Annotated in this window: 25 protein-coding genes and 2 pseudogenes; 11 read left to right on the forward strand and 16 right to left on the reverse strand. The window is 66.5% G+C overall.

Annotated features, from left to right (window positions below; translation table 11 throughout):
* Nucleotides 1-106: 106 nt before the first annotated feature.
* The 5 genes and pseudogenes from RHA1_RS37425 to RHA1_RS37445 all read right to left on the reverse strand — a co-directional run bounded on the left by RHA1_RS37425 (nt 107) and on the right by RHA1_RS37445 (nt 3,457).
* Entirely contained in the window at nt 107-406 is a 300-nt protein-coding gene (locus RHA1_RS37425; protein ID WP_007298577.1) for a type II toxin-antitoxin system PemK/MazF family toxin, read from the reverse strand.
* Complete coding sequence (locus RHA1_RS37430; protein WP_039951845.1) at nt 406-648, reverse strand: YlcI/YnfO family protein; 243 nt, start codon at nt 646-648, stop codon at nt 406-408. The genes RHA1_RS37425 and RHA1_RS37430 overlap by 1 nt, the downstream gene beginning before the upstream one ends.
* A gap of 210 nt (nt 649-858) precedes the next feature.
* A pseudogene (locus tag RHA1_RS37435) lies at nt 859-1,561 on the reverse strand (IS6 family transposase).
* A 73-nt stretch (nt 1,562-1,634) separates the two neighbouring features.
* Nucleotides 1,635-2,525 (reverse strand): class I SAM-dependent methyltransferase, encoded by an 891-nt coding sequence (locus RHA1_RS37440; protein ID WP_011599239.1) that lies wholly within the window; start codon nt 2,523-2,525, stop codon nt 1,635-1,637.
* 725 nt (nt 2,526-3,250) lie between these two features.
* Complete coding sequence (locus RHA1_RS37445; RefSeq protein ID WP_007298573.1) at nt 3,251-3,457, reverse strand: hypothetical protein; 207 nt, start codon at nt 3,455-3,457, stop codon at nt 3,251-3,253.
* A gap of 161 nt (nt 3,458-3,618) precedes the next feature.
* Between RHA1_RS37445 and RHA1_RS37450 the strand changes: the two genes are divergently transcribed.
* Nucleotides 3,619-4,479 (forward strand): GNAT family N-acetyltransferase, encoded by an 861-nt coding sequence (locus tag RHA1_RS37450; protein ID WP_007298572.1) that lies wholly within the window; start codon nt 3,619-3,621, stop codon nt 4,477-4,479.
* Here RHA1_RS37450 and RHA1_RS37455 read toward each other — a convergent pair.
* Both RHA1_RS37455 and RHA1_RS37460 read right to left on the reverse strand, forming a co-directional pair.
* Entirely contained in the window at nt 4,476-5,465 is a 990-nt protein-coding gene (locus RHA1_RS37455) for an IS481-like element ISRhosp6 family transposase (RefSeq protein ID WP_007298571.1), read from the reverse strand. The two genes, RHA1_RS37450 and RHA1_RS37455, sit on opposite strands and share 4 nt — an antisense overlap.
* A gap of 402 nt (nt 5,466-5,867) precedes the next feature.
* On the reverse strand, nt 5,868-6,959 hold the full coding sequence (locus tag RHA1_RS37460) for an IS110 family RNA-guided transposase (protein ID WP_011599241.1): 1,092 nt from the start codon (nt 6,957-6,959) through the stop codon (nt 5,868-5,870).
* 683 nt (nt 6,960-7,642) lie between these two features.
* On the opposite strand from RHA1_RS37460, the gene RHA1_RS37465 reads away from it, so the two are divergent.
* Complete coding sequence (locus tag RHA1_RS37465; RefSeq protein ID WP_011599243.1) at nt 7,643-8,380, forward strand: alpha/beta hydrolase; 738 nt, start codon at nt 7,643-7,645, stop codon at nt 8,378-8,380.
* A gap of 553 nt (nt 8,381-8,933) precedes the next feature.
* On the opposite strand, the gene RHA1_RS37470 is transcribed toward RHA1_RS37465, so the two are convergent.
* The 5 genes from RHA1_RS37470 to RHA1_RS50870 all read right to left on the reverse strand — a co-directional run bounded on the left by RHA1_RS37470 (nt 8,934) and on the right by RHA1_RS50870 (nt 11,911).
* The gene (locus RHA1_RS37470) at nt 8,934-9,464 is read right to left on the reverse strand and encodes an ester cyclase (RefSeq protein WP_007298569.1); all 531 of its coding nucleotides are present in this window, start codon (nt 9,462-9,464) and stop codon (nt 8,934-8,936) included.
* A gap of 252 nt (nt 9,465-9,716) precedes the next feature.
* Nucleotides 9,717-10,046 (reverse strand): ANTAR domain-containing protein, encoded by a 330-nt coding sequence (locus RHA1_RS44925; RefSeq protein ID WP_039951852.1) that lies wholly within the window; start codon nt 10,044-10,046, stop codon nt 9,717-9,719.
* A 250-nt stretch (nt 10,047-10,296) separates the two neighbouring features.
* A complete protein-coding gene (locus tag RHA1_RS37480; protein ID WP_011599245.1) occupies nt 10,297-10,929 on the reverse strand; it encodes a superoxide dismutase family protein in 633 nt (210 codons plus the stop codon).
* A 173-nt stretch (nt 10,930-11,102) separates the two neighbouring features.
* Nucleotides 11,103-11,447: a hypothetical protein gene (locus RHA1_RS37485; protein WP_007298566.1), complete on the reverse strand. Its 345-nt coding sequence runs from the start codon at nt 11,445-11,447 to the stop codon at nt 11,103-11,105.
* A 290-nt stretch (nt 11,448-11,737) separates the two neighbouring features.
* The gene (locus tag RHA1_RS50870; protein ID WP_157234270.1) at nt 11,738-11,911 is read right to left on the reverse strand and encodes a hypothetical protein; all 174 of its coding nucleotides are present in this window, start codon (nt 11,909-11,911) and stop codon (nt 11,738-11,740) included.
* A 183-nt stretch (nt 11,912-12,094) separates the two neighbouring features.
* On the opposite strand from RHA1_RS50870, the gene RHA1_RS50875 reads away from it, so the two are divergent.
* Both RHA1_RS50875 and RHA1_RS49840 read left to right on the forward strand, forming a co-directional pair.
* Nucleotides 12,095-12,247 (forward strand): hypothetical protein, encoded by a 153-nt coding sequence (locus tag RHA1_RS50875; RefSeq protein WP_167332378.1) that lies wholly within the window; start codon nt 12,095-12,097, stop codon nt 12,245-12,247.
* Between the two features lie 367 nt (nt 12,248-12,614).
* Nucleotides 12,615-12,863, forward strand: coding sequence for a hypothetical protein (locus tag RHA1_RS49840; RefSeq protein WP_167540985.1), 249 nt, complete (start codon nt 12,615-12,617; stop codon nt 12,861-12,863).
* A 177-nt stretch (nt 12,864-13,040) separates the two neighbouring features.
* Here the strand turns inward: RHA1_RS49840 and RHA1_RS50880 are convergent, their stop codons facing one another.
* The gene (locus tag RHA1_RS50880; protein WP_157234269.1) at nt 13,041-13,202 is read right to left on the reverse strand and encodes a hypothetical protein; all 162 of its coding nucleotides are present in this window, start codon (nt 13,200-13,202) and stop codon (nt 13,041-13,043) included.
* A gap of 375 nt (nt 13,203-13,577) precedes the next feature.
* Here RHA1_RS50880 and RHA1_RS37500 point away from each other — a divergent pair, with 375 nt between their 5' ends.
* From RHA1_RS37500 to RHA1_RS37510, 3 genes are read left to right on the forward strand one after another with little or no spacing between them, the layout of a single operon-like run.
* Nucleotides 13,578-13,949: a hypothetical protein gene (locus tag RHA1_RS37500; RefSeq protein ID WP_007298563.1), complete on the forward strand. Its 372-nt coding sequence runs from the start codon at nt 13,578-13,580 to the stop codon at nt 13,947-13,949.
* A 4-nt stretch (nt 13,950-13,953) separates the two neighbouring features.
* The gene (locus RHA1_RS37505) at nt 13,954-14,328 is read left to right on the forward strand and encodes a hypothetical protein (RefSeq protein WP_007298562.1); all 375 of its coding nucleotides are present in this window, start codon (nt 13,954-13,956) and stop codon (nt 14,326-14,328) included.
* Nucleotides 14,325-14,636 carry a hypothetical protein gene (locus tag RHA1_RS37510; protein ID WP_007298561.1) on the forward strand — a complete coding sequence of 104 codons (312 nt, stop codon included), beginning with the start codon at nt 14,325-14,327 and terminating at the stop codon, nt 14,634-14,636. Before RHA1_RS37505 ends, RHA1_RS37510 begins: the two co-directional genes overlap by 4 nt.
* Nucleotides 14,637-14,752: 116 nt before the next feature.
* Here the strand turns inward: RHA1_RS37510 and RHA1_RS52495 are convergent, their stop codons facing one another.
* The 3 genes and pseudogenes from RHA1_RS52495 to RHA1_RS37520 all read right to left on the reverse strand — a co-directional run bounded on the left by RHA1_RS52495 (nt 14,753) and on the right by RHA1_RS37520 (nt 15,819).
* Complete coding sequence (locus RHA1_RS52495; RefSeq protein ID WP_237720485.1) at nt 14,753-15,196, reverse strand: N-formylglutamate amidohydrolase; 444 nt, start codon at nt 15,194-15,196, stop codon at nt 14,753-14,755.
* A 30-nt stretch (nt 15,197-15,226) separates the two neighbouring features.
* Nucleotides 15,227-15,505: pseudogene (locus RHA1_RS52500) on the reverse strand (N-formylglutamate amidohydrolase); the annotation flags it as partial.
* A complete protein-coding gene (locus tag RHA1_RS37520; RefSeq protein ID WP_007298559.1) occupies nt 15,505-15,819 on the reverse strand; it encodes a transposase in 315 nt (104 codons plus the stop codon). The gene RHA1_RS37520 and the pseudogene RHA1_RS52500, both read right to left, overlap by 1 nt.
* A gap of 259 nt (nt 15,820-16,078) precedes the next feature.
* Between RHA1_RS37520 and RHA1_RS37525 the strand changes: the two genes are divergently transcribed.
* The 4 genes from RHA1_RS37525 (at nt 16,079) to RHA1_RS37540 (ending at nt 23,784) form a co-directional block, all read left to right on the forward strand.
* Nucleotides 16,079-17,878, forward strand: a complete 1,800-nt coding sequence (locus tag RHA1_RS37525) for a C39 family peptidase (RefSeq protein WP_011599248.1) — start codon at nt 16,079-16,081, stop codon at nt 17,876-17,878.
* A gap of 196 nt (nt 17,879-18,074) precedes the next feature.
* Entirely contained in the window at nt 18,075-20,546 is a 2,472-nt protein-coding gene (locus RHA1_RS44930; RefSeq protein ID WP_007298557.1) for a DUF4185 domain-containing protein, read from the forward strand.
* Nucleotides 20,547-20,648: 102 nt separating this feature from the next.
* Entirely contained in the window at nt 20,649-22,454 is a 1,806-nt protein-coding gene (locus RHA1_RS37535) for a S8 family peptidase (RefSeq protein ID WP_007298556.1), read from the forward strand.
* Nucleotides 22,455-22,467: 13 nt separating this feature from the next.
* On the forward strand, nt 22,468-23,784 hold the full coding sequence (locus tag RHA1_RS37540; RefSeq protein ID WP_007298555.1) for a hypothetical protein: 1,317 nt from the start codon (nt 22,468-22,470) through the stop codon (nt 23,782-23,784).
* Nucleotides 23,785-24,204 lie beyond the last annotated feature (420 nt).

The following is a 24,204-nucleotide window of genomic DNA, read 5'->3' on the forward strand; positions in this document are numbered from 1 at the left end:
ACCCCCGCTGCGAACAGCGCGAACTGTTCACCCCTGAGTCACCACCACACCTCCTGGCGGTGACACCGAACCTGCCTGTGCGTCAGCTGTCCCACCAGGGGGTTGGTCATTCCAGGTCGAACGCGGCCCGGATCGCTGTGGTCAGGGCAGCCTCCTGCGACGGAAAGAAGAACCCGAGACCGCGCCCCAACGCCGACACCGGAATCGTGACGATGTTGTCGCAACTGACCACCGACTCCTTCTCCAGCCCGTTGGCCGGCCCCACCGGCACCTCGGTGGACAGTCCCCGCACGGTGCCGGTGATCGGCGCCACCGTCACCCGGCTCAGGTGCGGGCGCACCAACTCCCGGGTCAACACCAGCACCGGCCGCGTCTTGTCCAGCTTCGCGGCGTGAATCGGCCGCATCAGTCGAGATCGCTGAACAGACCCGCGGCATGCCGGGCGAGGTCATCGAGGCCGTCCGGGTCGTCCCCGCCGCGCGCCCGGGACAGAATCTCGGCATCCCGGGCGGCGACCTGTCGACGCCGCTCCCGCTCGAGCGCCCGCAACACCAGGGCGGCCCGGCTGGGCGCCCGATGGTCGCGCACCTCACCGTCGACGAAGGCCACAATCTCATCCGGCAACCGCACCGCAATCTGTGTACTCATACCCAAATGCTACCACCGTGGTACCGGATTGGTAGCATGGCTGATCGCGCACGGAATGTCGGATCACCGGATCACTGGACCGGCGCATGTGGCCCGCCCGCCTTCTTGAGAGTGCGCCCCACCGGGCAGACGGCATCGTCAACTTGGCTGGGCCCAGGGCTGGATCCGGGAGTATGAGGCCGAGTGAGGGTCCTGTCGGAGTCGCATCGTTCAGGCTGCGGCAGAGACACCGGTGACCTCGTTCCACACGGCCAATCGGTCGGTCATCTCGCGTCGCCATTCGGACGCGGTGAGCAGGTGTCGCCGAGCCTGAAAGTGTCCTGCGATGCCGCCGAACGCCGAGAGGAACCGCTGCGCCTGACCGGGCGAGGCGAACCGTTTCATCGCCCGCTCGCGTCGCCGCGGGCTGATGGGAGTTCTCCGCCCGATTATTCAGGTACCTCGACCGCCGGTGCTCGACCGACGGCATCACCTCCCGATGCGCCACCTGGTAACTACCGAGCTTGTCGGTGACCAGCACCCGCGGCACCGCGCACTGCCTCTTGAGGAGCTTGCGGAAGAACTTCTTCGCGGCCACGGCGTTTCGGCGGGACTGGACCAGCACGTCGAGGACGTTGCCGTCCTGGTCCACGGCGCGCCACAGGTAGTGTTGCGTGCCGTTCATCCGGATGACCACCTCGTCCAGATGCCACTTGTCTCCGGGCCGGGGTCGCCGCCGGCGCAGCTGGTTGGCGAAATCCTGTCCGAACTTGGCGCACCATCGGCGGATCGTCTCGTGGGAGACCACGACGCCGCGTTCGAGCATCATCTCCGAGATGTCCCGCAGGCTCAATGCGAAGCGGTGGTAGAGCCAGACACAATGGCTGATGATCTCCACCGGATACCGGTGCCCCTTGTACAACGACGCTTCCATGGCCACGGCCAGCGATTCTCCCAGCGTCCGCGTCGATCAGCCAAGTTGACGATGCCCCACTGAGGGGGAACCCTCAGCGGCTCGCCCGTAGTATGCGGACCGAGCGCAGCGCCTGGGGTGGTTCGCCCTCGAATTCCGCTGATCCATCGAGGTACCCAGCGATGAGGTCCGCAGCGGAGTAGTCTTCGATGTCGGTGAAGCCGAGCGCCCGCAATTCTGCGGCCATGTCGTCAGGAGTGAAGTAGCTGAACCAGGGTTCGCCGACAGCTGCTGCTCGACGTGCGCGCGCTTGCAGCTGTGCACGTTCCTCATCGGTGTCTGCGGACTGCAGATAGTCGAAGATCACCTCGACCGGCTCGGTTTGGCGAGCAATGTATTCGAGGGTGCTGCGGGAGGCGTCGGGGGTCAGATAGAAGACGACACCGAGCCACACGAATACGGCCGGATCGGTCCGGATGAATCCGGCGGCCTCCAATCGTGTTCCCAGTGTGTCGGTTTCGAAGTCGACCGGCACGAAGGTCAACCGTTCGGGCTGGTCGATGCCGGAGGCGGCGAGGCGTTGGTGTTTCCATGCTTGGGTAGCGGGATGGTCGACCTCGAATACACGCAGGTCCGGATGCGGGTTGCGGTAGGCGAAGGTGTCCAGGCCCGCGCCGAGGATCACGACCTGTCGCACGCAGGCAGCGACGGCTTCGGCCACGCGATCCTCGGCGAAACGGGCACGAGCAGCAAAGAACAGGCGGCGCGATCGATCACTGACACCCAGCCGCAAGATTTCCGAGTCCACACCGCTGCCGGGATGATCCTCTGCGGACCGGACCAATTCGGTCAGCTCATCGACAGTGACACCCAGCAGACGTGCCGCCAGTGGATCGGTGAGAATCCGTGGCCGGTCAACAATTTGATGATAGGCACGGGCGTAAGCAGTCACGAGCGCTGTTCGGCTGGGTCCCTCATTGTCCATACTCTAGAAACTACTCACGAACAGCACGCGAACACCGTGAACTCTGTCGCACCAGGCACCAGACACCGGACACCGGACACCGGACACCGGACACCAGGCACCGGCCCACAGCAGACTGCACTCGACCAGTAACTTCACCCGGCCGTGGCCCCATTCCGGCGTATTCGGTTTCTGCCCCATTGATGGACGTTCAACCGCTCCAGGTACGACGCTCGAAACGAGCGACCGAATCCAACGCGGGGATTGGGTATCCCGAGGATGAGGGATGCCTTCGGTGAATCGCTCCCTGGCTGAACAAGAACCGCCCAATGCGTCGTACCTGCGGCGAACACGACGACGACATCGGAGTCGCGCTCGATGAGCCGGACTGGACCGAATCGCTCTCCGGCCGTGGTGCGGTGCATCAATGGGACCGCTTCGCTCGCAAGCCTCACCGCCGGGTGGGTTCGTAGGTCTTCGTCGATTCTGTCGCGAACGGCAACAACGTGCTCCTCGGTTCGTCATCCTGTGCGCCCAAGGGATATTCAGATGCTCAGGGCCCTCCAGACCGTGCCCTGAGACCCCGGATGGATAGTCAGCAGTCCGTACATCGTAGAGGAACAGCTGGCGTGGAATCCGGCGATGTAACCGATCGGTGCGGACTGCATGCCATAAGGCGATCCGCTTGCGGCACGTTGCGCGCTCTCGATCGGGTCGATTCTTTGGAGGTCAGCTCGCTTGCTGCTTCAGGTCGCCGTAGTGAGTGTGGGCCTCTCGGGTGACTGGTCAGGCAGACCGTAGAGCACAGCGAGTGCCCGTTTGAGCTGATCGTCGTCGATTGCCATTGCCTGGCGCTGCTTCCGCAGCCACAGCGCCTTGCTGCTCTCGCCAGCGCGATGCAACTGTGCGACGCGCATCGCTAGTTCCAGCACGAATGGTTGGTTCTGATTCATGATTCCTCCCGTACCCTGCCTCGATCGTATGAGCAACTTGCGTCATTTGGACGAGGAATTGCGCCTAGACGTGGGAGGCGCTGATCCAGCAGTCACCGATTGGGCATTGGGACACCCGACGGCAGCGCAAGCGCGACAATAGAGGAGTGGCCGAGAGGGGAATGACCGAGCTGCATATCCGCGAGGCGTCGCCGGACGACGCCCAGGTGTGTGGGCGCCTCATGTTCGACGCCTTCGAAACGCTCGCCACGCGCCACCATTTTCCGATCGAGGCGGGCACCCCCGAATTCGCCGACTTCCAGATCCAGGCGATGCTGAACACCGACGGCATCTACGGCCTGGTGGCCGAGCGCGACGGCCACATCGTCGGCAGCGCCCTCCAGGACGAACGCGGCCAGATCGTCGGCATCGGACCCGTCAGTGTCGACCCGACAGCACCGGACGCCGGGGCCGGCTGTGCGATGATGACCGCGCTGCTCGAGCGATCACGAGACCGCGAGGTCGCGGGCGTCCGGCTGGTACAGACGGCGTACAACTACCGGTCCTTCTCCCTGTACGCCAAACTCGGCTTCGCCGTCCGTGAGCTGTTGTCCGTCTTCCAGGGACCACCACCCAGGTCCGGGATTCCCGGCACAGTCGTGCGCCCGGCGACACCGGACGACATCGCCGCCTGCGACGAGATCTGCCGGCACGTGCACGGCCACGACCGCCACGGCGAGCTACAGCACTGGGTCAATATCGGTACCGCCCGCGTCGTCGAGCGCGGCGGCCGGATCACCGGCTACGCGACGGGTTTCGGCTACACCTGGCATGCCGTCGGCAACGCCGACGACGACATCATCGCACTGCTGGCCGGCGCCGACGAGTACACCGGACTCGGATTCCTCGTACCCTCACGCAATACCCGACTCATGGCCTGGTGCTTCGGCGCCGGGCTGCAGCTCGTCCAGCAATCGACCCTGATGACGACCGGGCTCTACAACCAGCCGCAGGGCTCGTGGCTGCCCTCGATCGGCTACTAGGTGTACTGACCTGGGAGGTTGGGTACGCGGGTGGCGGGTGGTTGGCCGCCGAGTGCGGTGTGGCCTCGGTGGTAATTGTAGGTGTGCAGCCATCGCGGGAACTCGTCGCAGCGTTCGCGGTCGCTGGTGTAGAGGCGGGCGTAGGCCCATTCGTCGGCCAGAGTGCGGTGGAAGCGTTCGACTTTGCCGTTGGTTTGGGGTCGGTAGGGGCGGGTTCGGCGATGCTTGATCTCACCGAGTGCGTCTCGGAACGCGTGTGATCGGTAGCAGGAACCGTTGTCGGTCAACACCTTTTCGACCGTGATGCCGTGCTCGGTGAACCACGCGTTGGCGCGTAGCCAGAACGCGGCGGCGGTGGCTTTGCGTTCGTCGCCCAACAGTTCGGAGTAGGCCAACCGTGAGTGTGCGTCGATCGCGGTGTGCAGGAAGTGGTAGCCGCGGACCGGACGGTAGTACTTGTCGACCTCGCCGCTGCTTTTGTCGGCCCGGGCATTGCGGCTGCCTGCCGAGCGACCGACCTTCCGCCATCCGCCGCCGGCGGGGATCTTGCCCAGTTTCTTGACATCGACATGAACGAGATCGCCGCAGTGCGGTGAGTGCATGCGACGGATCACCCGTCCGGTCGGGCGGTCGAGCCACCGCAGTCGAGCCAACCCGTACCGGCTCAGGACCTTGTGCACTGTCGAAACATTCAGACCCAGCAGATACGCGATCCGGGCCGGACCCCAGCGGCGGATGACGCGGACCTTGATGATGCGCCGCTCGGTGCGCGTCGGGGTCTGGTTCGGGCTGCGATGTGGCCGTGAGCTGCGATCGGCCATCCCGGCCGGCCCCTCGGCGCGGTAACGAGCGCTCCAGCGTGCTGCGGTGGTGACCGCGACCTGGAACCGTTCAGCAGCCCGCCGCAGCGGCCACCCATCATCAACGACATATTGAGCAAGGCGCAGGCGACCCGTTTCGGACAACGGGGCATTACGGTGGACCACGAAGACCTCCTGAGTGAGTGATGCGTTCCTAGACAGCTCGCACTTCACTCGGAGGTCTTCTCTATGTCACCTCGCCACGCCGTCACCAACGTCCGTGGTCAGTACAACTGATATGTAGAGGAGTCTGTCAAGAGGGCAGAGTGAGGCGCCTCCGGGGAGCGACCCTGGAGGCGCCTCTGCACTTCATCGACAGGTCCCAGTGGTGAGCGTGTCGATATGCGACGCGCGGTCAGACTGATATACGCGGGTTGGTTACCGCAGGACGGTTTTTCGGCTGGATCGCATCCGCGTGTCTAGGGTCGAGCGTCGGCCTCGACGGCCTGCTCATAGTTGTGTCGCGGGTCGATCCACGCGCCGTCACCACTGGAGCTCGTCGGCGAAGCAGATCAGGGGGGGTGACCGTCAGCAGTCCATCACCGCCAGAGACCAGCACCAGCCCGCCAGTTCCCGCGCAATGGCCACATTCGCTGTCACGGGTCGTTTGCTGCGTTCGAGAAACCCCACCCACCGCTGGTGCAGGCGACGGTTGCCGTCGTCGCCTCGGGTGCGGGCCGCGGCCGGTGCCTGCTCCCACCGGGACCGCATCACTGCCCCGATGTGATAGCGCGGCCGGTGATGCCAGGCAGCTTCCACCAAGAGCCGTCGGGCGTGGGTGTTGCCGGTCTTGGTGATCGATCCCTGCACCCGGGACGAACCGGACGAGTACTCCGAGGGCACCAATCCGACGAACGAACCGATGGTGTTGCCGGTGAACCGATTCCAGTCACCGATTTCCACCGCCAACGCGAAACCGGTCAAGGTGCTGACCCCGCGCAGGCAACACATCCGGCGGACAATCGGGGTGAACTCACTCGCCGCGGCCATCTCCTCGATCGCGGCATCGAGTCGCCGACGTCGGGCCTGCATCGTGAGCACATGGTCGTAGTCGGCGTCGAACGCCATCCGTGTCGCAGGCAAGATCAACTGCGGCGCCGCTTCGGTGCGCAACCACCGGTCGTGCGCTCCGGTCCATGCTCGGCCGCCGTAGTAGACGATGCCGTGCCGAAGCAGCAGCTTCGACAGGCGGTGACGCGCCCGCATCAGATCCCCGCGGCAATCCTCCCGGGCCCGCACCAGATCCCGGGCCGCTTCCTGATCGACGCTGGGGATCGCCACCGAGATGACCTCGTCCAGGCGCAGCAACCGGGCCAGGTGCAGAGCGTCGCGGGCGTCGGTCTTGACCCGGTCCCCGGATGGTTTCTGCAGCTTGGACGGCGCGACAACCTCACACCGGACGCCGGCGGCGGCCAGATCCCGATACAGTCCGAAACCGGTCGGGCCGGCCTCGTACGCAACTGCTACCGGCCCCGGCAGGCTCGATATCCAGGATCGGATGTGCTCATAGGACGGGGTCAATCGTCCCTGGACCACCTGACCGGTGAGACTGTCGATGGCCGCTGCCGCGACCGAACGTGCGTGCACGTCCAGTCCAATGCTCGTACGCTCGGTAAACACCGGGGCCTCCCACAATTGTCGGATAGGCCGGGCAGGCAGGTTCGTCTGCTCGGTAACCCACGAATCTTGTGCGTGAGGCCTCGGCCCGCAAGAGCGCTCTACCGGCTCCTTTCGGGGGGGCGTCCCTCGGTTACTGCTGACCCGCCCGGCGCAGGCCGGCGATGTCAACGTGGAGCACGCGCAGCGCAGCGAGCATGAACGACGTTGAGATCGTCCCCCGCGCCGGGCGCACCCTTTCATCGGACCGAGGGGACGTCCCGCCGCAACGGGAGCGAGCTCACGACAAGTCGTGCGTCACTCCATATCGTCTAGGCGTCGCTGGCGCAACAATGCGCCGGCCCGCACCGACTCGGTTCCGTTTGGGCATCCGCTTACGAAACGCAGGCGGACCGGCCCGTCGGCATGCTCGGGGGACGCCACTTCGTCCCCGGTGTGGGTTCGATGAAGAACTCGGTCTATCCGGACAGGCACGGTACTGGCTCCGTGGCATCCAATCTCGCAGCCTCCCAAAAACCTGTTGGCGGATCACGGCGACCACTGCTACTTTTCCGGAGGCCGTGCAAGAGAACGAGGAGGTGGTACCCGTGAACGCAGTATCGACATGGGTGCTCCCCTCCAGGGTCACGGCCGGGCGATAGGCCGCCCGGGAGCGCCGTTTTCGAGCACTCCCGAAAGGCACAACAATGCACTTCACTTCCGAACAACGCCTCGACGACGGCGTCCTCGAACGCACATTCACCCTCGGCGACATCCCCGGCATCCTGTGGACGCCCGAATCCGCATCCGCGCCGACGCCGGTGCCGGTGATCCTGGCCGGCCACCCCGGCGGACTGCACATGATGTATCCCCGCCTGGCGGCGCGGGCCATGCACGCCGCGACGGAGGGCTTCGCCGCGGCCACCATCGAGCTTCCCGGCAGCGGTGACCGGCCCCGTTCCGCCGCCGCCGAGCAGGCCCGCGCCGACCTGCGCCGGGCACTGGCGGCCGGCGAGCCGGTCGACGACGAGGTCGTCGACCGGCTCGTCCTCCCGCTGGTCGAAAGGGCGGTCCCGGAATGGCGGGCCACCTTGGATGCCGTCCTTTCGCTGCCCGAGATCGACGGCCCGGTCGGGTACTCGGGAGGGGTGATCTCCATCGGCATCCGGCTGGCGGTAGTCGAGCCACGCATCTCGGCCGCCCTCCTGTTCGCCGGAAGTGTCGTGCCCCGCACCATGTTCGAGGAGGCCCGGCAGGTCACCATTCCACTGCAGGTCCTGTTGCAGTGGGATGACGCAGGAAACGACCGGCAATCGGCCCTGGACCTATTCGACGCCTTCGGCTCCAAGGAGAAGACGCTGCACGCCAATATGGGCGGGCATACCGGCGTCCCGCAGTTCGAGGGGGACGCCGGGAATCGGTTCTTCGCCCGGCACCTGAAGTGAGGTCGGCCGGTCAGGGCCCGGCAGCAGACAGAGAGGAGCCGTCGGCCGGTATGCCGCTGATCGAGGACGGGCCCCGGCCCTCCTCGACAGCGGTGGCCAGCAGAGCACAACCGCCCCGATCAGCTGGTCTCCGACCACCGGCACGATACGGACCTGGTTTGTGACGAGGGCTGGTGCGCCATCGACTCGCCGAGACGGCTGGTGGTTGCGGGAGACCAGCGACGACGCCGCAACCAAGATTTACCTGGACTACGCTGCTGGGGCACGGTGGCCGCTCAGACGTCCAATGTCGATCATGAGGTAACGGGCACCGGGGACATCACTTCACGGCGCGCGGGCGGGCGGGACCGCCGAACCCGTCGAGACCGTCGATGCCGTAGCGCGACGACGCGATGTCCGCCGACTCGCCCGTCACGGCGGGAACGTCGTCGTGGCGACCACTGGTCGGTGAACCCCTCTCGCCCGCAGGTACGGAGCCCGGTTTGGGTTCGGTGTAGGTCGGGCCTGCGGCATGACCTGCACCCGAGACGCCTGGGCCCCTGGTTATACAGAGCTAGCGTCGGCGGGTCATGCTCACTACACGCGTTTTGGCATTGAAGGCGGCCTTCAATGCGCGGTCCGCAATCGATCCGTCGGGCGGTAGAAGTTTGATCTGGCGGGCGAACTCCATTTGGTCGTAGCGCACCGTGTTGGTGACGACCTTCCCGTCGACGATGACGAAATGGTCGAATCCGTCGAACTCGATTCGCTGCCCCGTGGCGGCGATGCCCACGAAAGTGCCAACGTGCTGGCCGGACACGTGCCAGTGGAGCAAGACGTCATCGCCGGACTCGGCGATCGAGACGATCTCGAAGGCGAAGTCGGCGACGGCGTCGAAGACCTGGTTGAAATAGGTGGCGACCTCGGTGCTTCCACGGCATGTCCCGGTAGGAAAGTGCACGAGGGAGTCGGCGGCCCAGAAGTAGTTGCGGAGGCTGTCGACGTCGTGGGCGTTGATGCGGTCGATCGCCCACCGGACGAGGTGCGTTTTGGAGGCGTCGTTCGGCGGAGGGACAGCGGACGAGGTAGGGCCGCGCTCGGGCATCTCTACTCCTTGACGTTGAGCACCGATTCAGCAGCGTTCGGCAGCATCCAGATACCGGTCTGGGGCGGACCATAACTCACGACGCTCGGCACGCGAGGCTAAACGCGACATGGTGACTCTCGGGAGCTGGGACATCATCAGCAGCACGGCGGAAGGTGTGGGAGTGGATCTGCACGCCATAGGCGTGGTCGGTTTCGATGTGGTGCTGATGGGGATTCGACTTCGCCACCGCATTGGGAGAGTGTCGTCGCGTCAGCTCGCGTGTGCGTGCGGGCGCGGGGGAAGCTGGGCGAGGAGCTGCTCCCATTCGTCGAACCGGACGGCGTCCGGTGCACACCGAGAGGACGGGGATCCGGCAGCGAGGTCGACCAGGTTCCGGGCAGCACCGACCACGGTCAGGTGATGACGGCGGGACACGTCGAGAAGTTCGTCGAAGGCCCGGGCGTCACTGCAGCGGCGGGCAGCGATCAGGATGCCCTTCGCGGTGGCGAGAAGTTCGCGACCATCAAGGCGCCGGCGGGGTGTCAGACGGGTCGGGGCGGGAAGCGGGCTCAGTGGTGATTCTGCAGTGGCCTCGATCATGCGTTGTCCTTCGCTCTCGTGCATCGGCCGGGACGCGCCGGTGTACCGGCGGATGATCCCGGAGCCGACGTGAATGTGAGTCACGTCACTGCCGAATGCCCGACCAGTTCTAGCACACGGCTGCCGCACCTGCCATCTACACAAACGTTCAGGTACGGCGCGGCCGCTCGTCCCCGTCGGTCCTGCCGAACCCCGGCACCGGGGTCCACCATGGTGGCGGTGGGATCCCCCGCCGGATCTCGTCATTTGCTCAGAAGTCTTCGTCGATGCACGCCAGACGGTCACCCGCCATCCCCGCCTGGCCGGGACCGGTCATCGTTCGTTGTGCGTGCAGCACCACGGATTTGGCCTCATCGGGACGGAATTCCCAGTCCACGGTCGTCGACGACTGAGCGCTACCGCTCTGGTCGGTGGTGACGTCGAGCCAGATCTCGTTCTGCGGGTTCGCGTAGGCGGGATCCGACGACGGCTTGTCCGGGGTGGCCGCGGGGTCGACGTCGTTCTGGTAGTGCGGCCCCGAATCCGCCGGTTGCGGTCCGCACCGCCGGGTGTGCACGTGCACACCGAAGTCGCGGTTCGGTGCCAACCCGGTCGCGGAGAACGTGACCGTCGTGCGGCCGTCTCCCTTCTCGGCTTCGACGTCCACCGACGAGCCCACCGGAACGGCGACCTGATCGTAGGTGAACGCGTCGTCCTCGCCGACCTCACCAGGGAGCTGGAACGCCCCCTCCGCTCCGGGAACCACCACACCGGTCGTCGCCTCGGACGGTGACGGCGGGGTCTCGACGGTGGCCTGCTCATCCGTCGCGTCGCTACCGCATCCGGCGGCGACGAGAGCAACCACGAACATTCCTGACATCACGATCGCGCCTCGAGTATTCATACCTTCGGCAATTACCCCGACCCGGCAACCCCAAATCAACGGGAATCAACGGGCGAGCGCATGAGCCGACACCGCAAAAGGATTCACGCCACCCCAGTCCGGCCGGATACCCGACATAAGTTCGAGAAGATTCTCGGGGCGCACCCATTCCAGGAGGTGCTGGCCAGTGCGTTCTAGGAGGTGGCCGCGCGGGCGGACACGCCGAGGTAGATCAACACCAACACCACCCACCCGGCGCCCCTGCCAGATTGGCCAGCTGCCACCCGCCGCCAGACCCGGTACGCGACCACGAACGCCCCGAGGCCGCCGAGCAGCAAGATTGCTGTCGCCACGAACGCCAGCACCATCCGGGCCGGGCCGGAACAGAGCAGGGTGTGTCCGTCGTCGGCACACTCGCGCCGACCGGTGGCCGCCCACCCCACGGTCAGCCCCATCGCCGCCAGCGCCACCGCGATCACCACACCTGCATAGATGGCGGCACTACGGAAAGCGGACCGGTCCGACCAGCGTTTCTCCACATGCGCGTCACATCCGTCCGCCCCTTTCAGCTGTCGAGGGTCGCGGAGCGGTCACCACGCGTGACAGTGAACGCCAGGTCGCACTCATTTCCGCAGGTCTCACACCTGGTCATGGTCTCCCCCACCCCCTCCCTCACTCATGGCGCCGCCGACCGCCCCGACCGCCGCCGACCGCGCCGAAGCCGTATCCCGCACCCTGTCAGCTAGCGCGCAGACTGACCCCGGTCGCGTTCCGCCACTTTCCAGTGGTCGGGTGCCCGCGGACGCGCGCCGGCACACGCGACTCCGGGTCAATCGGGTGCTTCGTCGCCGGCGTCGTCCGGGATGGTGTCCGTCCGCTCGGCGGCGGTGTCGGGCGCTGACTCAGGTCGGTGCTTTTCGGCGACTCGCTCCTCGATATCGTCGACCACCTCCGACAAATCCTTCCGGTATTCGGCCGCCTCGTCGTCCTCCGGTGTGCTCATGTTCGTATCCTCCTTCCGGTGGTGACCCGTGGCCGCGCAAATGGCGTGATTTCTCCGGCTCGGTGTGGACAATTGCACGCTGACACCGCATCTGCGCAAGATGTGCAGCGAACCGACCGGCTCGCGCACTGCGGATCCGGCGTAGTCCGGTTTCGACCACCGTTCCGGGGTTACCCGATCATCATGAACGACCGAAACACCGAGCCCAGCGAATCGGAGAAACCCTACGATCCGGCGACCGATCCCGACGCCGACCCGGAGAACCTCACCTCGACGACCCATCAGCCCAACCAGGCCGAAGGCGCCGACGAAGAAGAAGACCAGAACCAGCGATGACATCCCGGGCGAACCCACCGGCAGCACTCCTCGCCCGGGGTGCGATCGCTGGTCACGCCCCGCACGGGAGGTGGGCGGTGACCGTCGACCGCCGGTGAACCCCGCCGAAAAGTGAAGCGTCTTCCTGCGGCACGGCAGCCCCCCGCGAGTACCGTCGTGGCTGCCGCACACCGAGGCGCGGCACCGCCCGACGAAACCAGGATGTGCCTGGACCGACGGGTGTCGGTCCGTCGGCCGGCCACAACACATTTCGGGTGTGCGGCCGGCGGCGGACCCAGACGTTCGTCACCGTCTGCCACCGAACTGACCGCCGCCGCCCAGGTCGCCGACTCCCGACCGCCATCGGCGACCGAGGACATCGACATGGGTGGTGCGACCACGAAGTATGCCGGGCATCGAGACCGCACCTGCCGATGATCCCGGCCACGGTCCACGACCCACACCTTGGCGACCGGGTATCACCAATGAGATCGGGCGCCGCCCCCGAGCACTACCCTCGGCGTCACCGAGCCCCGGTGATCAATCCGGCATTTCGTCGGCGCCGGGAATCGGCGCCGAGCGGGGATCGTCGCTGCTCGACGGCGCGTTCGTCGAGGTCGTCGAGCAGACCGGGTAGATCCGCACCCGGGCCGGTACGGCCCGGGCTCGGCGGATTCGGCCATGACGGCCGCCGGTCGCGCCGCGATTAGGTCATCATGTGTTCCCTCGCGGGTCGATGCCGCGCACAGGTTCCGCCGCGTTGACCACGAACCCAGGCGCCGTCGGAACCCCAGAGGATCGTCCGCCCCCGCGGTCACCAGGGGCGGCGGACCGCCACGGTGAGTGCGGCCGGTTCGACGTCGGCGCTCCGGTCCCGGTCCCCCGGGGCCCGGTGGTCCATACGGTCGAGGTGCGATTTGATCCATTCGGTACTGGCCGGGGTGAACGCGGCCGGATCGGCGGAGGTGTCGGTCATGAAAACCGGGCCCTTCCTGGTCGGGTCTCGTCGCCGGGTGCGGGCCCCGGTGACGCCGTCACCGACCACGGTACGGCCGTGGCCGCCGATTGCAAGAGCAGGCGGGGGACGACGAGACGGGCGATCCCGCCACACCCGCTCCCAGGGTGCAGAGTATGGCTCTGCCGTTCGGTAAGTGCTCCAACCATCGCGCTCACCGTCCACTGCTCGACGCTGTGCGCGTGATTCGGTGCACCCACGGCCAGGGCCGGTCGGCTCTCATGCCGAGCAGTGGCCCGCAGGCCTTCACGGTAGAATCCGAGCCGCCGCGTCGCCGGAACCGGGAACGCGCTCCCGGTGACACGGGATCGGAACGAGTGAGCCATCATCGGGGCCATGCCAGCGCGCCTCGATCGCATGATCTACGTCGATGACTCGGGTCATCCGCAATCCGGACTAGCGGTGTACGGATGGATCGAGTTCAGCCCGGACCGTTGGCGATCGGTTCTTCGTAACTGGTTGGACACCCGCAAGCTCCTCTGGCGCGAGTTCGGCATCCCGATCACCACCGAGCTGCACACCACCGATTACGCGAACGGGCGTGGCCGCATCTCCAAACGGATCCCCGAGCGGCACATCCACGACGGCCGCGAATACTGGAAAGACTTCGGCCGCGAGGTCGCACACCAGTGCCTGGAGACCCTTCGGTGCACCGAAGGATTGACCCTCGGCGCGGTGTACCGATGGGGCAAATTGTCAGCAGGATGAGGACGTGGCTGAGTCGAAGAAGTTCGTGGGAACCGTGACGAACGAGCAGGTCGTCGACGCGATCCAGGCGCAACACGAGGCGACGGTCCGCGCCAAGTCGACACTGGCGCAGATGGTGTCCGTCGCCCGGAACCGGGGGATCAGCTGGACCGTCATCGGCGAAGCCCTGGGCGGGATCACGAAGCAATCGGCGCAGCGAAAGTATGCGCCCTCGATCAAGGCGGACCGAGAAGCCGAAGAGCGCAAGGTCGCGGAGCTGCTCGGACTGACGGACGACGAGGCCGACACCCCGCCGGGCCGGGAAGAAAACAGCGGGCAGAGCAGCTCACCGCACAATGAGGACGTCGAAACGAGTGGCAAGGAAGAAGGGACCCTGTGACCTCGGTACACGAGTTCTACACCGCGGCCGAGCTCGAACAGCTCGGCTACGTTCGGGACCGGCTGGTGGAACTGTTCGGTGATCCCGACCCGACCGACAGCGAGGACCGTTGGTCGCGCGATACCGTCTTCGCGGTCGAACGCAATGTCCTCGCGCCCGCCGCTCAGCAGATCTTCACCGCGTTCGAACCGGACTTCGACACTCGAGCCGGGATGATCGCAGCCGGTCAGCGGCTCGGGTGGCCGCAGATGGAGCAGATGCTCGCGCGGGTCACCATGCGGGAGCAGGCCAGCGCGGACCGCGGCTAGCAGCGAGGGCGTCGCCCGGGGCGGGCGCACGGCGAAGTAAGTCCGTACCGAGGAGAACGGCCCACGGGAACGGGGCTCGGTATTCCTGTCCGGCACGGCGAGTCGCCGACCGGAGATCAGGCGGTCGTGGCGATCCGGATCTCGGGACCGTCGTCGTCGGAGTGCAGTCGGTAGTGCGGGCACGCGACCATCTGCCGGGGCGCGCGGATCGCCCGTCTGGCGGGGTCGAGGTAGAGCCGATAGGCGAGCTGCCCGTCCCGGTGCTCGCCGGTGTCCGGGTCGACCGCGCCGAGAAAGTACCCCTGCCGTGCGTCGATGGCGGAGAAGATCGCCGGCGCCCACTCGTGCGGCTCAGCGATCGGGAGATACCGCGGTCGACCGGTCGCGGTGTCGACGAAGTACACGACAACCGTGACCGCGAACCCCGATACGGCCGGCGCCCACGGCCCGGCCACGACGTCGAACGCGGTGAGACGGGTGTGGATGCGCAGCTCGATATCCGTGCCGGTCCGCGTGGTGTGATCGGTGTTCAGGTACTGGTCGCGGCGGAGTTCGATCATCACCGCGCTGACCCGGGCGTCGGTGCGGTACCGGCTCAGGGGCACATAGCAGCCGGCATACGGAGCGTTGACCGCGCTCTCGTGGAGTCCGGCGAACGCGGCTAGTGCCTGTGCGGTCAGCCATTCGGGGGTGTGAAAGTCGTCGGTCCCGATGCAGAGCGGAGGTCTGGGCCGGGTGGGGTCTTCGAATGCGGAGGGGTACCGGGGATAGGAGTACATGTCGATGATCACCGCTGCACCGGTGGCGGCGAGCCGGTCCTCGACCAGCTCCGACATGGTGGCGGCGTAGGGATGGAAGTAGGCGTCCATCAGGTGCTGGCTGTCGGGTGCGGGTTCGGGTCGCAGCAGAGTGCCGGTGCAGGACCGGCGGGATCCGGCCCCACTCGATCAGCTCTATCGCCATTTCGCACCTGGGGGCGGTGATGCACGGCGAAAAGGGGATCGCCGACGCGCCGGCGGACGGTAATCGCCGCGATAGCGTAGGGGTCGGTGGTCGATTGATCGTCCCAGCTCTCGGGTAGAAACAGCTGCCAGTCCAGTGGGGCGGCCGCCTCGTCGGGCGCGGCGTGCACGCTGATCGCGATCTGGCAGTTGCCGAGGGTGCCCGAGTACTGCCGTGCCACGCCCGGCGAGGCGGGTCGGTCCTTGATGACCTTTTCTAACCCTAATGATCCGTGACATCGGCGGTCCCGCGGGAGAACAATTTAAACAGACCGGTCTTTACGTAGGAGGCCGAAGCGGTGCCGGAGGTGCAGCGATGCGGGCGGCGGACCTTCACCAAGGCACGGGATTGCGATTTCACGGGCGCGTCGGTGCCCAGTTGACGATGGTTGCTGCGAGCGGCGGCTGATACGCCGGACCGAGTGCCACGGGAGCACAGTGATGGACCTGCAGACACTTTCCACCGCCATGGGCAACCTGTCGACGGCTGACTACGAAAGATTTGTATCTCCGTTCAACGAGGCACTGTTCGCAGCCGAATGCACAACCGTCAACCGGGTGGCGATGTGGTGCGCTCAGGTCGGTCACGAGTCCGGCGGGCTGCGATACATGGAGGAGATCGCCGACGGCAGCGCCTACGAGGGACGGCTGGATCTCGGGAACACCCAACCCGGCGACGGACGCCGGTTCAAGGGCCGTGGACCCATCCAGCTCACCGGCAGGGAAAACTACCGGCGGTTCAGCGTGTGGGCGCACAGCAAGGGCCTCGTCCCGACCGAGGATCACTTCCTGACCGCACCCACACTCGTCTCCGACCCGAAGTGGGGATTCCTGGCGGCCTCCTACTACTGGACGGTGGCCCGACCCAAGCTCAACGAGCTCTCCGACGCCAGCGACATCGAGGGCGCCACCAAGGCGGTCAACGGCGGCCTCAACGGCCTGCCCGACCGCACCAACCGCTGGAATCGTTGCCGCGCCCTCGGGGCGGCCCTGCTGCCCACCACCATCGAGAGGAAACCGGCCGTGGAGAAAGTTCTCGACTATCCGCGCATCCACATCAAGCAGGACACCTTCTTCAACTGCGGTCCCGCGTCCACCCAGACGGTGATCATCGCCCGCACCGGGGGCTTGATTCTGGAGAGCGATCTGGGACATCAGATGGGCACCGACCAGGGCGGAACGGACCATATCGGCCTGATCGCGCCGGTTCTCAACAAGTACGTATCCGGGGCGGACTACCGGGTGGTACAGATGCCGAACGACCCGCCGACGAAAAAGCAAGCCCAGAAACTGTGGGACGACGTCGTGCGCAGCATCGACAACGGCTACGGCGTGGTGGCCAACATCGTCGCCCCACCCAGCAACTACCCCCGCGGTGTTCGCGGATCCGTGAGCCCCCAGTATGCCGGCGGGACCGTCTTCCACTACATCGCGATCATGGGATACGCCGACGACAACGGTGCCCGCGCGTTCTGGGTCGCCGACTCGGGATTCGTACCGTACGGCTATTGGTGCTCGTTCGAGCAGATGGCCAGTTTGATTCCGCCGAAAGGCTACACGACCGCAACTGGGGGGCACCTGATCGTGCGGGTCGGTGAGATCTGGGCGCAGTTGGTCGGCATCAACGGCAAAGGCTGGCCACAACTGGGCGGACGCACCCTCGTCGACGCCGTCGCCACCCTAGGCCAGGACATGGGCATCGCCGGGTTCGGGCCACCCGCCGGACATACCGATATCCCACAACGCGCCACCGTCGACGACTGCGTCCTCGACATCTGGACCCAACTGATCGGCATCAACGGCAAAGGCTGGCCACAACTGGCAGGACGCACCCTCGTCGACGCCGTCGCCACCCTAGGCCAGGCGATGGGCATCGCCGCGTTCGTACCACCCGCGGAGCACACCGGGGTCCCCGAAACGAGTACCACAGCGAATCGTGTCCTCGACATCTGGATTCAGTTGTTGGGCATCAACGGCAAGGGCTGGCCGCAACTGGGCGGGCGCACCCTCGTCGACGCCGTCGCCACCCTCGGCCAGGAGATGGGTCTCGTCGCGTTCGTGCCACCCGCCGGACATACGAATGTGCCGCAACCGAGTACCACCGACAGCCGTGTCCTCGACATCTGGATTCAGTTGCTGGGCTTCGACGGAAAAGGGTGGCCACAACTGAATCGGCGCACACCTGTCGACGGGATCGCCACCATCGGCCAGGCCCGGGGTATCCCCGGTTTCACCTCGTAGGAAAGGGGGTTTCGGGCCGTACCGAGACCATTCGGCCCCGAACATCTGACCATCTGTGCCGCTCGCCCTGCTGCGACATCTGAAGTCGGTGGCGGAGCAGGTTGTGCGTGCCGTTGAGACGCGCGACACCCGTGCAGCACACCGGGCGGCGGGTCTCGGGATGGCTGAAATGAGCGCGCCGAGGGCAGGAGGCGGAATGTCGTTCGTCAAGTCCTTGAATCCGCTGGCGCAGTTCGATATCGGCGGCACCGACCTGGGCATTCCGTTTCGGATGCCGAACGGTCAGATCGGGTTCGTCCTCGGTGACACGTTCGCCGGGACACAACCCCAGGTGGGTGGGCCGAATTGGCGTTCCCCGATGCTCCTACGCAGTAACACCCACGACGTGACCACGCCGATCACCTTTGCGTCGGCGGCGCGCAACGCGAAGCAGTTGTGGGACTACGTGCACGACAACTCGGAGTACTCCACGATTCTGCCCTGCGATGCGATCTCGATCGGCGCCCGGATCTACCTGTGGGTGATGGTCACCCAGGGTCTCGGGAACGAGAAGTGGTGCGAGATCCGGTATTCCGATGACCTCGGCGAGAGCTGGACCGACACCGGCGTGAAGTGGTCCACCTCTGTCTACGGCGGCAAACGCACCATGGTCACTTGGGAGAAGGGCGGCGACGGGTTCGTCTATGTCATCTCCACCGGCGGTCTGGCCCGGAACAAGAACGCGATCCTGCACCGGGTGCCCGAAGCCCAGATCGCCGACCCGTCCGCGTGGGTGCCGTGGGGCTGGAACGGCACCTGGGGTTGGGGTAACCCGCCCGGTGACGACCCCACCCGGGGCATCCTCCCGGACCGCACCAAGTTGGGTGAGATCTGCCTGCGCCGGATCCAGGGCAACCTGGTGTTCTCCGGGTTCGATGCCGGCACCTACAACGCCTTTGTGAAGGTCGCGGCGAAGCCAACCCACAATTGGCACACCGCGAAAACCTATCGACCGGTGAAGGGCTCGTTCTTCGGTCCGGGTGGTCCCGATGTCGTCGATCGGCTCTACGGCTGCTACATCCACCCCGACAGCCGATTCGACCGTCCTGGCGGCTTCGCCATGATCGTCAGCCAATGGGCGTCGGACGGCAACCCCTACCGGGCGATGCAATACCGCATCTCCGGCATCACACCGGTGACGCCGGTGACCACCACCCTGTCCGGGGAGATGACTCCGGCGGTCACGACCCTGACCGACCACCCCACCGCTGAAGGGACACCTGCAATGGCTTTCCCGTTTGTGCCCGTCGCTGGCGGCAACAACATCATCTCCTCCGGTTTCCGCACCCCGGGGCGGCCCGATCACAACGGCATCGACTTCGCCGCACCCCAGGGCGAGCCGATCTACGCCGTCGAGGACGGGGTGGTCGTCCGCTCCGGCCCGGCCTCCGGCTTCGGGAACTGGATCGTCCTCGACCACCAGGCCACCCTCCACGTCGACACCGTCTACGGGCACATGCGCGCGGCGGACCTGCTCGTATCGCAGGGCATGTTCGTCCGCGCCGGCCAGCAGATCGCCCGGGTCGGCAACGAGGGCGACTCCACCGGCCCGCACCTGCACTTCGAGGTCTGGAACTCGCCCGGCCGCTTCGGGGGTGCCGCGATCGACCCGCAACCGCTCCTCGTCGGCTCCGCCAACCCACCCACCGGCACCATCGACCCGGCCGCGGGGACCTTCTACGGGGTCGACATCTCCAACCACCAGGGGAACTTCGACATCGCCGCCACCAAACGCGAAGGATTTTCCTTCATGGCGGCCAAGTGCACCGAGGGCGACTTCTTCAAAGACTCCTTCTGGCCCCGCAACCGCGACCTGATGCAACAGCACTTCCCCGGCATGTTCTGCGGCTACCACTTCGCCCGCAACGGTGACCCGATCACCGCACAGGTCGCCAACCTCAAAGCGCACCTCGGCGACCCGAACATCCCGGTCATGCTCGACTACGAAGATCCCAACACCCCCGGTAGCGGCGCCAACATGCGCCAGCTTGTCGATGCCATCAACGCCGCGGGCATGCGGGTGTGCGCGATCTACCTGCCCCGCTGGTACTGGCAAGGCCACATGGGCTCCCCACCCCTGAACGATCTCCCCCCGCTGTGGAATTCGCACTACGTCACCGCCTCCGGGTTCGCCTCCGTCATCTACCCCGGGAAAGGATTCGCCGGCTGGAAGGACTACACCCCCGGCGCCCCGGTCGAGATTCTGCAGTTCTCCGACAAGGCCCGGGTCGCCGGGAAACTGGTCGATGTCAACGCCTACGAGGGCACCCCGGACGAGCTGCGAACACTGTTCGGCGGCGCCCCCGGCAAACTGAGCGTCGACGACTGCGTCCTGGACTTCTGGCTGCAGCTGCTCGGCCCCACCGGGGCCGGTTGGCCACAACTGAACAACCGCTCCGTCGTCGACGCACTCGCCGAGATCGGCATGCACCACGGCGTTCCCGGGATGACACCCCCACCAGCCGGCGCCGCGGCCGCCTCGCTGCCTGCCACCACCGCGGACCGGGCCCGCGACGTGTTCGATCAAATCCGAGGACCCGACGGCACAGGCTGGAATCAGCTCGGGAATCGCTCGCTCGTCGACGCCATCGCCGCCATCGGCCACCAACTCGGGGTACCCGGGTATTGAACAGAGATCGAAGGTAATGACGGCGGCAGATGACGAAGTGCCTGACCTCGAACGCATTCGGACGGGCACTGTTGGTCGGCCACAGCCGAGGAGAGGTGAAATATGACCGGCCCAGGTTCTCGGGGCGCCGACGGCGGATCCTCTCGGGACGACTTCTCGGGCGAGCGCCTCGACCGGCAGACTGCACCCCCCGAGCTCGAGGATGACGACAACCGCCGACGGTGGGGCCTGGGCGCCGCCCCCGAAGACCGCGGTCCGTACCTCATCGAGCTGAACGTCCTGCATATCGACGGGCTTTCCGGTGCCACCAACGCCTTCCGTCAACTCTTCACCGACGTCCTCGGTGCGAGGACCGGCAGCGGGGAGGCGGCTGGGCCGTGGCAGCTGACGAAGATATCCAAAGGCTACTTCCGCTGCGAGATGACACTGGCGGAGTGGAAGCAGCTGGTGGCGGCCGACCAGGAACGCGCACTCCGGGCGGCCGCTGCCGCCGCCGCGGCGGCCCGCCGGCGACGGCTCGCACACGACACACCCAACCGTGATGCCGGCGCCGCGGCGCCCTCCGACTTCCCGTACCGCACCATTTACCGACTGTGGCCCGACTTCCCCGTCCGCGCCCACATCTGCAAGTCCGTCTCCACCATCAAGGCCGACGCCGCCCTGCGTTCGTTCGAAGCCAGTGGTGAGGGCATCTGCTGGGCGGTCCTGGATTCGGGGATCGACGCCGTACACCCGCACTTCGGCGACCCCGACGGTGAACACCTGCTGCTGGACGCCGCGGTCCGCAATCTGCACCGATGTTTCGTCGAAGTGGACGGCCACCGGCTTCCCGACCCGGACGAGGACCCGGGCGATGGCGGCCCGCTGTCCCGGGAGGACCGCGGCCAGCGGATCGACCTGCACCGCACCTCGGCACTGACCGACCCGCTGGGACACGGGACTCATGTGGCCGGGATCATCGCCGGGCGTGCCTCGAAGACGGTGACCAACGTGGTCCTCGAACGCCAGGACCGGATCGTCGCGGGCGACGAGGACGACAACGAACCCTCCCGGGTGACGGTGACCAACGCGCGAGTCATCGGCACCGACCGCGAACGTGAACGCTTCCACGGGGTGGCACCGGGCTGTCATCTGGTGAGCCTGCGTGTCCTCGATGATCAGGGTGCGGGCAGGTCCAGCGACATCGTCCGGGCTTTGGAATACATCCGCGAGAAGCTCAACGACAATCCCAAGCTGCTGCGGGTGCACGGGGTGAACCTCAGTGTGGGATACGACTTCGATGCCGAGATGTTCGCCTGCGGCCAAAGCCCGCTGTGCACGGAGGTGAATCGGTTGGTGCAGTCCGGTGTCATCGTGGTCGCGGCAGCCGGCAACACCGGCTACTCCACGCTCCCCACCAGCACCCGCGTGACGAAGGTGGGGTTGTCCAACACCATCAACGATCCCGGCAATGCCGCCGGCGCGATCACCGTCGGATCAACGCACCGCGACTCGCCGCACACCTTCGGGATCTCGTACTTCTCGTCGAAGGGGCCCACCGCCGACGGGCGCCTCAAGCCGGACCTCGTGGCGCCCGGAGAACGCATCGTCTCCTGCGCGGCCGGGACCAAGCAGGCCACGGCACTGGCGAAGCTCGCCCACCAGTCGCCGCCGGGGTTCGGGGCCGCCGCCCCGCCCGGCAGCCCGCCCGCGCACACCGCGTACTACCTCGAAGACAGCGGAACCAGCATGGCGGCACCCCACGTGTCCGGAGCGATCGCCGCGTTTCTCTCGATCCGGCAGGAATTCATCGGGCGCTCCGACGAGATCAAACGGATCTTCCTCGCCAGCGCGGTGCCCCTGGGCCGCGAACGCTACTTCGAAGGCCATGGTCTCGTCGACCTGATGAAGGCCATCCAATCCGTGTGAGAGGACATCGGCGATGATCACCGGGCACTGGGACATAGAGTTCACCAAGGACGGGCTGGTTCACGACGAACACCAGGTAACCCGGCTCCTCGACGGCCTCACCGACACCACCGACACCACCGACCTGCTCGTCCTCGCGCACGGCTGGAACAACGACAAGGCCGAAGCCACCACGCTCTACGACACACTGATCACCTCACTCGAGGCGGTCGGACTGCCCGAATCCGGGCCCGGATCCCGGGTGGCCGTGATGAGAGTGCTGTGGCCGAGCAAAAAGTTCGCACTCGAATCGCTCATCCCCGGCGGAGGAGCCGCCTCCGCGACCACGGCCAACGATGCGGCGCTTCTGACCGCACTGCAGCAACTCGAGCAGGACCCTGTGCTGCTGGGCGACGACGGCACCGATCCGACGCGAGCCGACATGGTCGAACGCGCGAAAGCCCAGATCGAGGACCTGGACACCTCCGCAGACGCGCGGCGCGCATACGTGCTGCAGATCCGCAACCTCCTGGACCCGAGCCAGGCACACCCCGACGACGCCTCCCAGGAATTCCTCGACCTCGACCCCGAAACCCTCTTCCAGAGGTTCACCGGCGAGGTGCCCGTCCTGCTGCCGACCGGGCCCGGGGGCGCGGCCGGGAACACCAGCGGCGGCGCCGCCTTTCTCGGCGATCTGTTGTCCGGCGCCAAGGCCGCCGCCCGCCGTATCGCGAACTTCGCCACCTACTACACGATGAAGACCCGCGCCGGCGCCGTCGGCCGCACCGGTGTGGCCGCGGTCCTCGGCCGAGCCCGCGAACGACACCCCCAGCTGCCCATCCACCTGACCGGGCACAGCTTCGGCGGACGGCTGGTGACCGCAACCGCCGCCGCCCTCCCACCCTCACCAGCCCCGCTCAGCCTCGCCCTGTTGCAGGCCGCCTTCTCCCACAACGGACTCGCCCAACGATTCGACGGACAACACGACGGCGCGTTCCGTGCCGTCCTCGCCGAACACCGCGTCAACGGGCCCGTCCTCGTCACACACACCAAGAACGACCTCGCCGTCGGCGTCGCCTACCCCCTCGCCTCCCGCATCGCCCACGACAACGCCGCCGCGCTCGGCGACCACAACGACCCCTACGGCGGCATGGGCCGCAACGGCGCCCAACACACACCCGAAACCGACCCCACCGAACAACTCCTGCGGAAGGTGACCCCCACCCACCAGTACACGTTCGCCGCCGGCAAGGTCTTCAACCTGAAGGCCGACGCGACGATCACCGACCACGGCGACGTCGCCAACCACGCCGTCGCACAAGCCCTACGCGACGTACTCCGATCGCGCTGACCCACTCCCGTGTCACGACATCTCCCAGAAGCTGGCGCACCGACATGGTGTGTCCTTGGCCGCGAATCCGAAGCACCCGCAGCCTCGGAATCCGACACCGGCGTACCGCGGCCGATTCCTCACTACGGGCGGCGGGCACCGCGTGCGGTTCCAGCGCTCAGGCCGAGCGGGCATCGGGGGTGCGAGGTCCGACCGAGCCCCGTGCTCGGCAAGGGCGAGCCAACAGACAGCGCGACAACCGAAGACAGGTAGTGAGCTACGCGTGATCGAGGGACTCGTCGGCGGCAGCGTCGGAATACAAGAGCGATACATGAGCGGAGAGTTCCGGGGTTGGGAGTTCCGATGCGAGCGACAAGTCACGTTCCGACAGGAACCGCAAGGCCGATTCCGTTCGCTGCGATCGCCGCGGCGCTCGCCATG

Source organism: Rhodococcus jostii RHA1 (assembly GCF_000014565.1).
GTDB lineage: Bacteria > Actinomycetota > Actinomycetes > Mycobacteriales > Mycobacteriaceae > Rhodococcus_F > Rhodococcus_F jostii_A.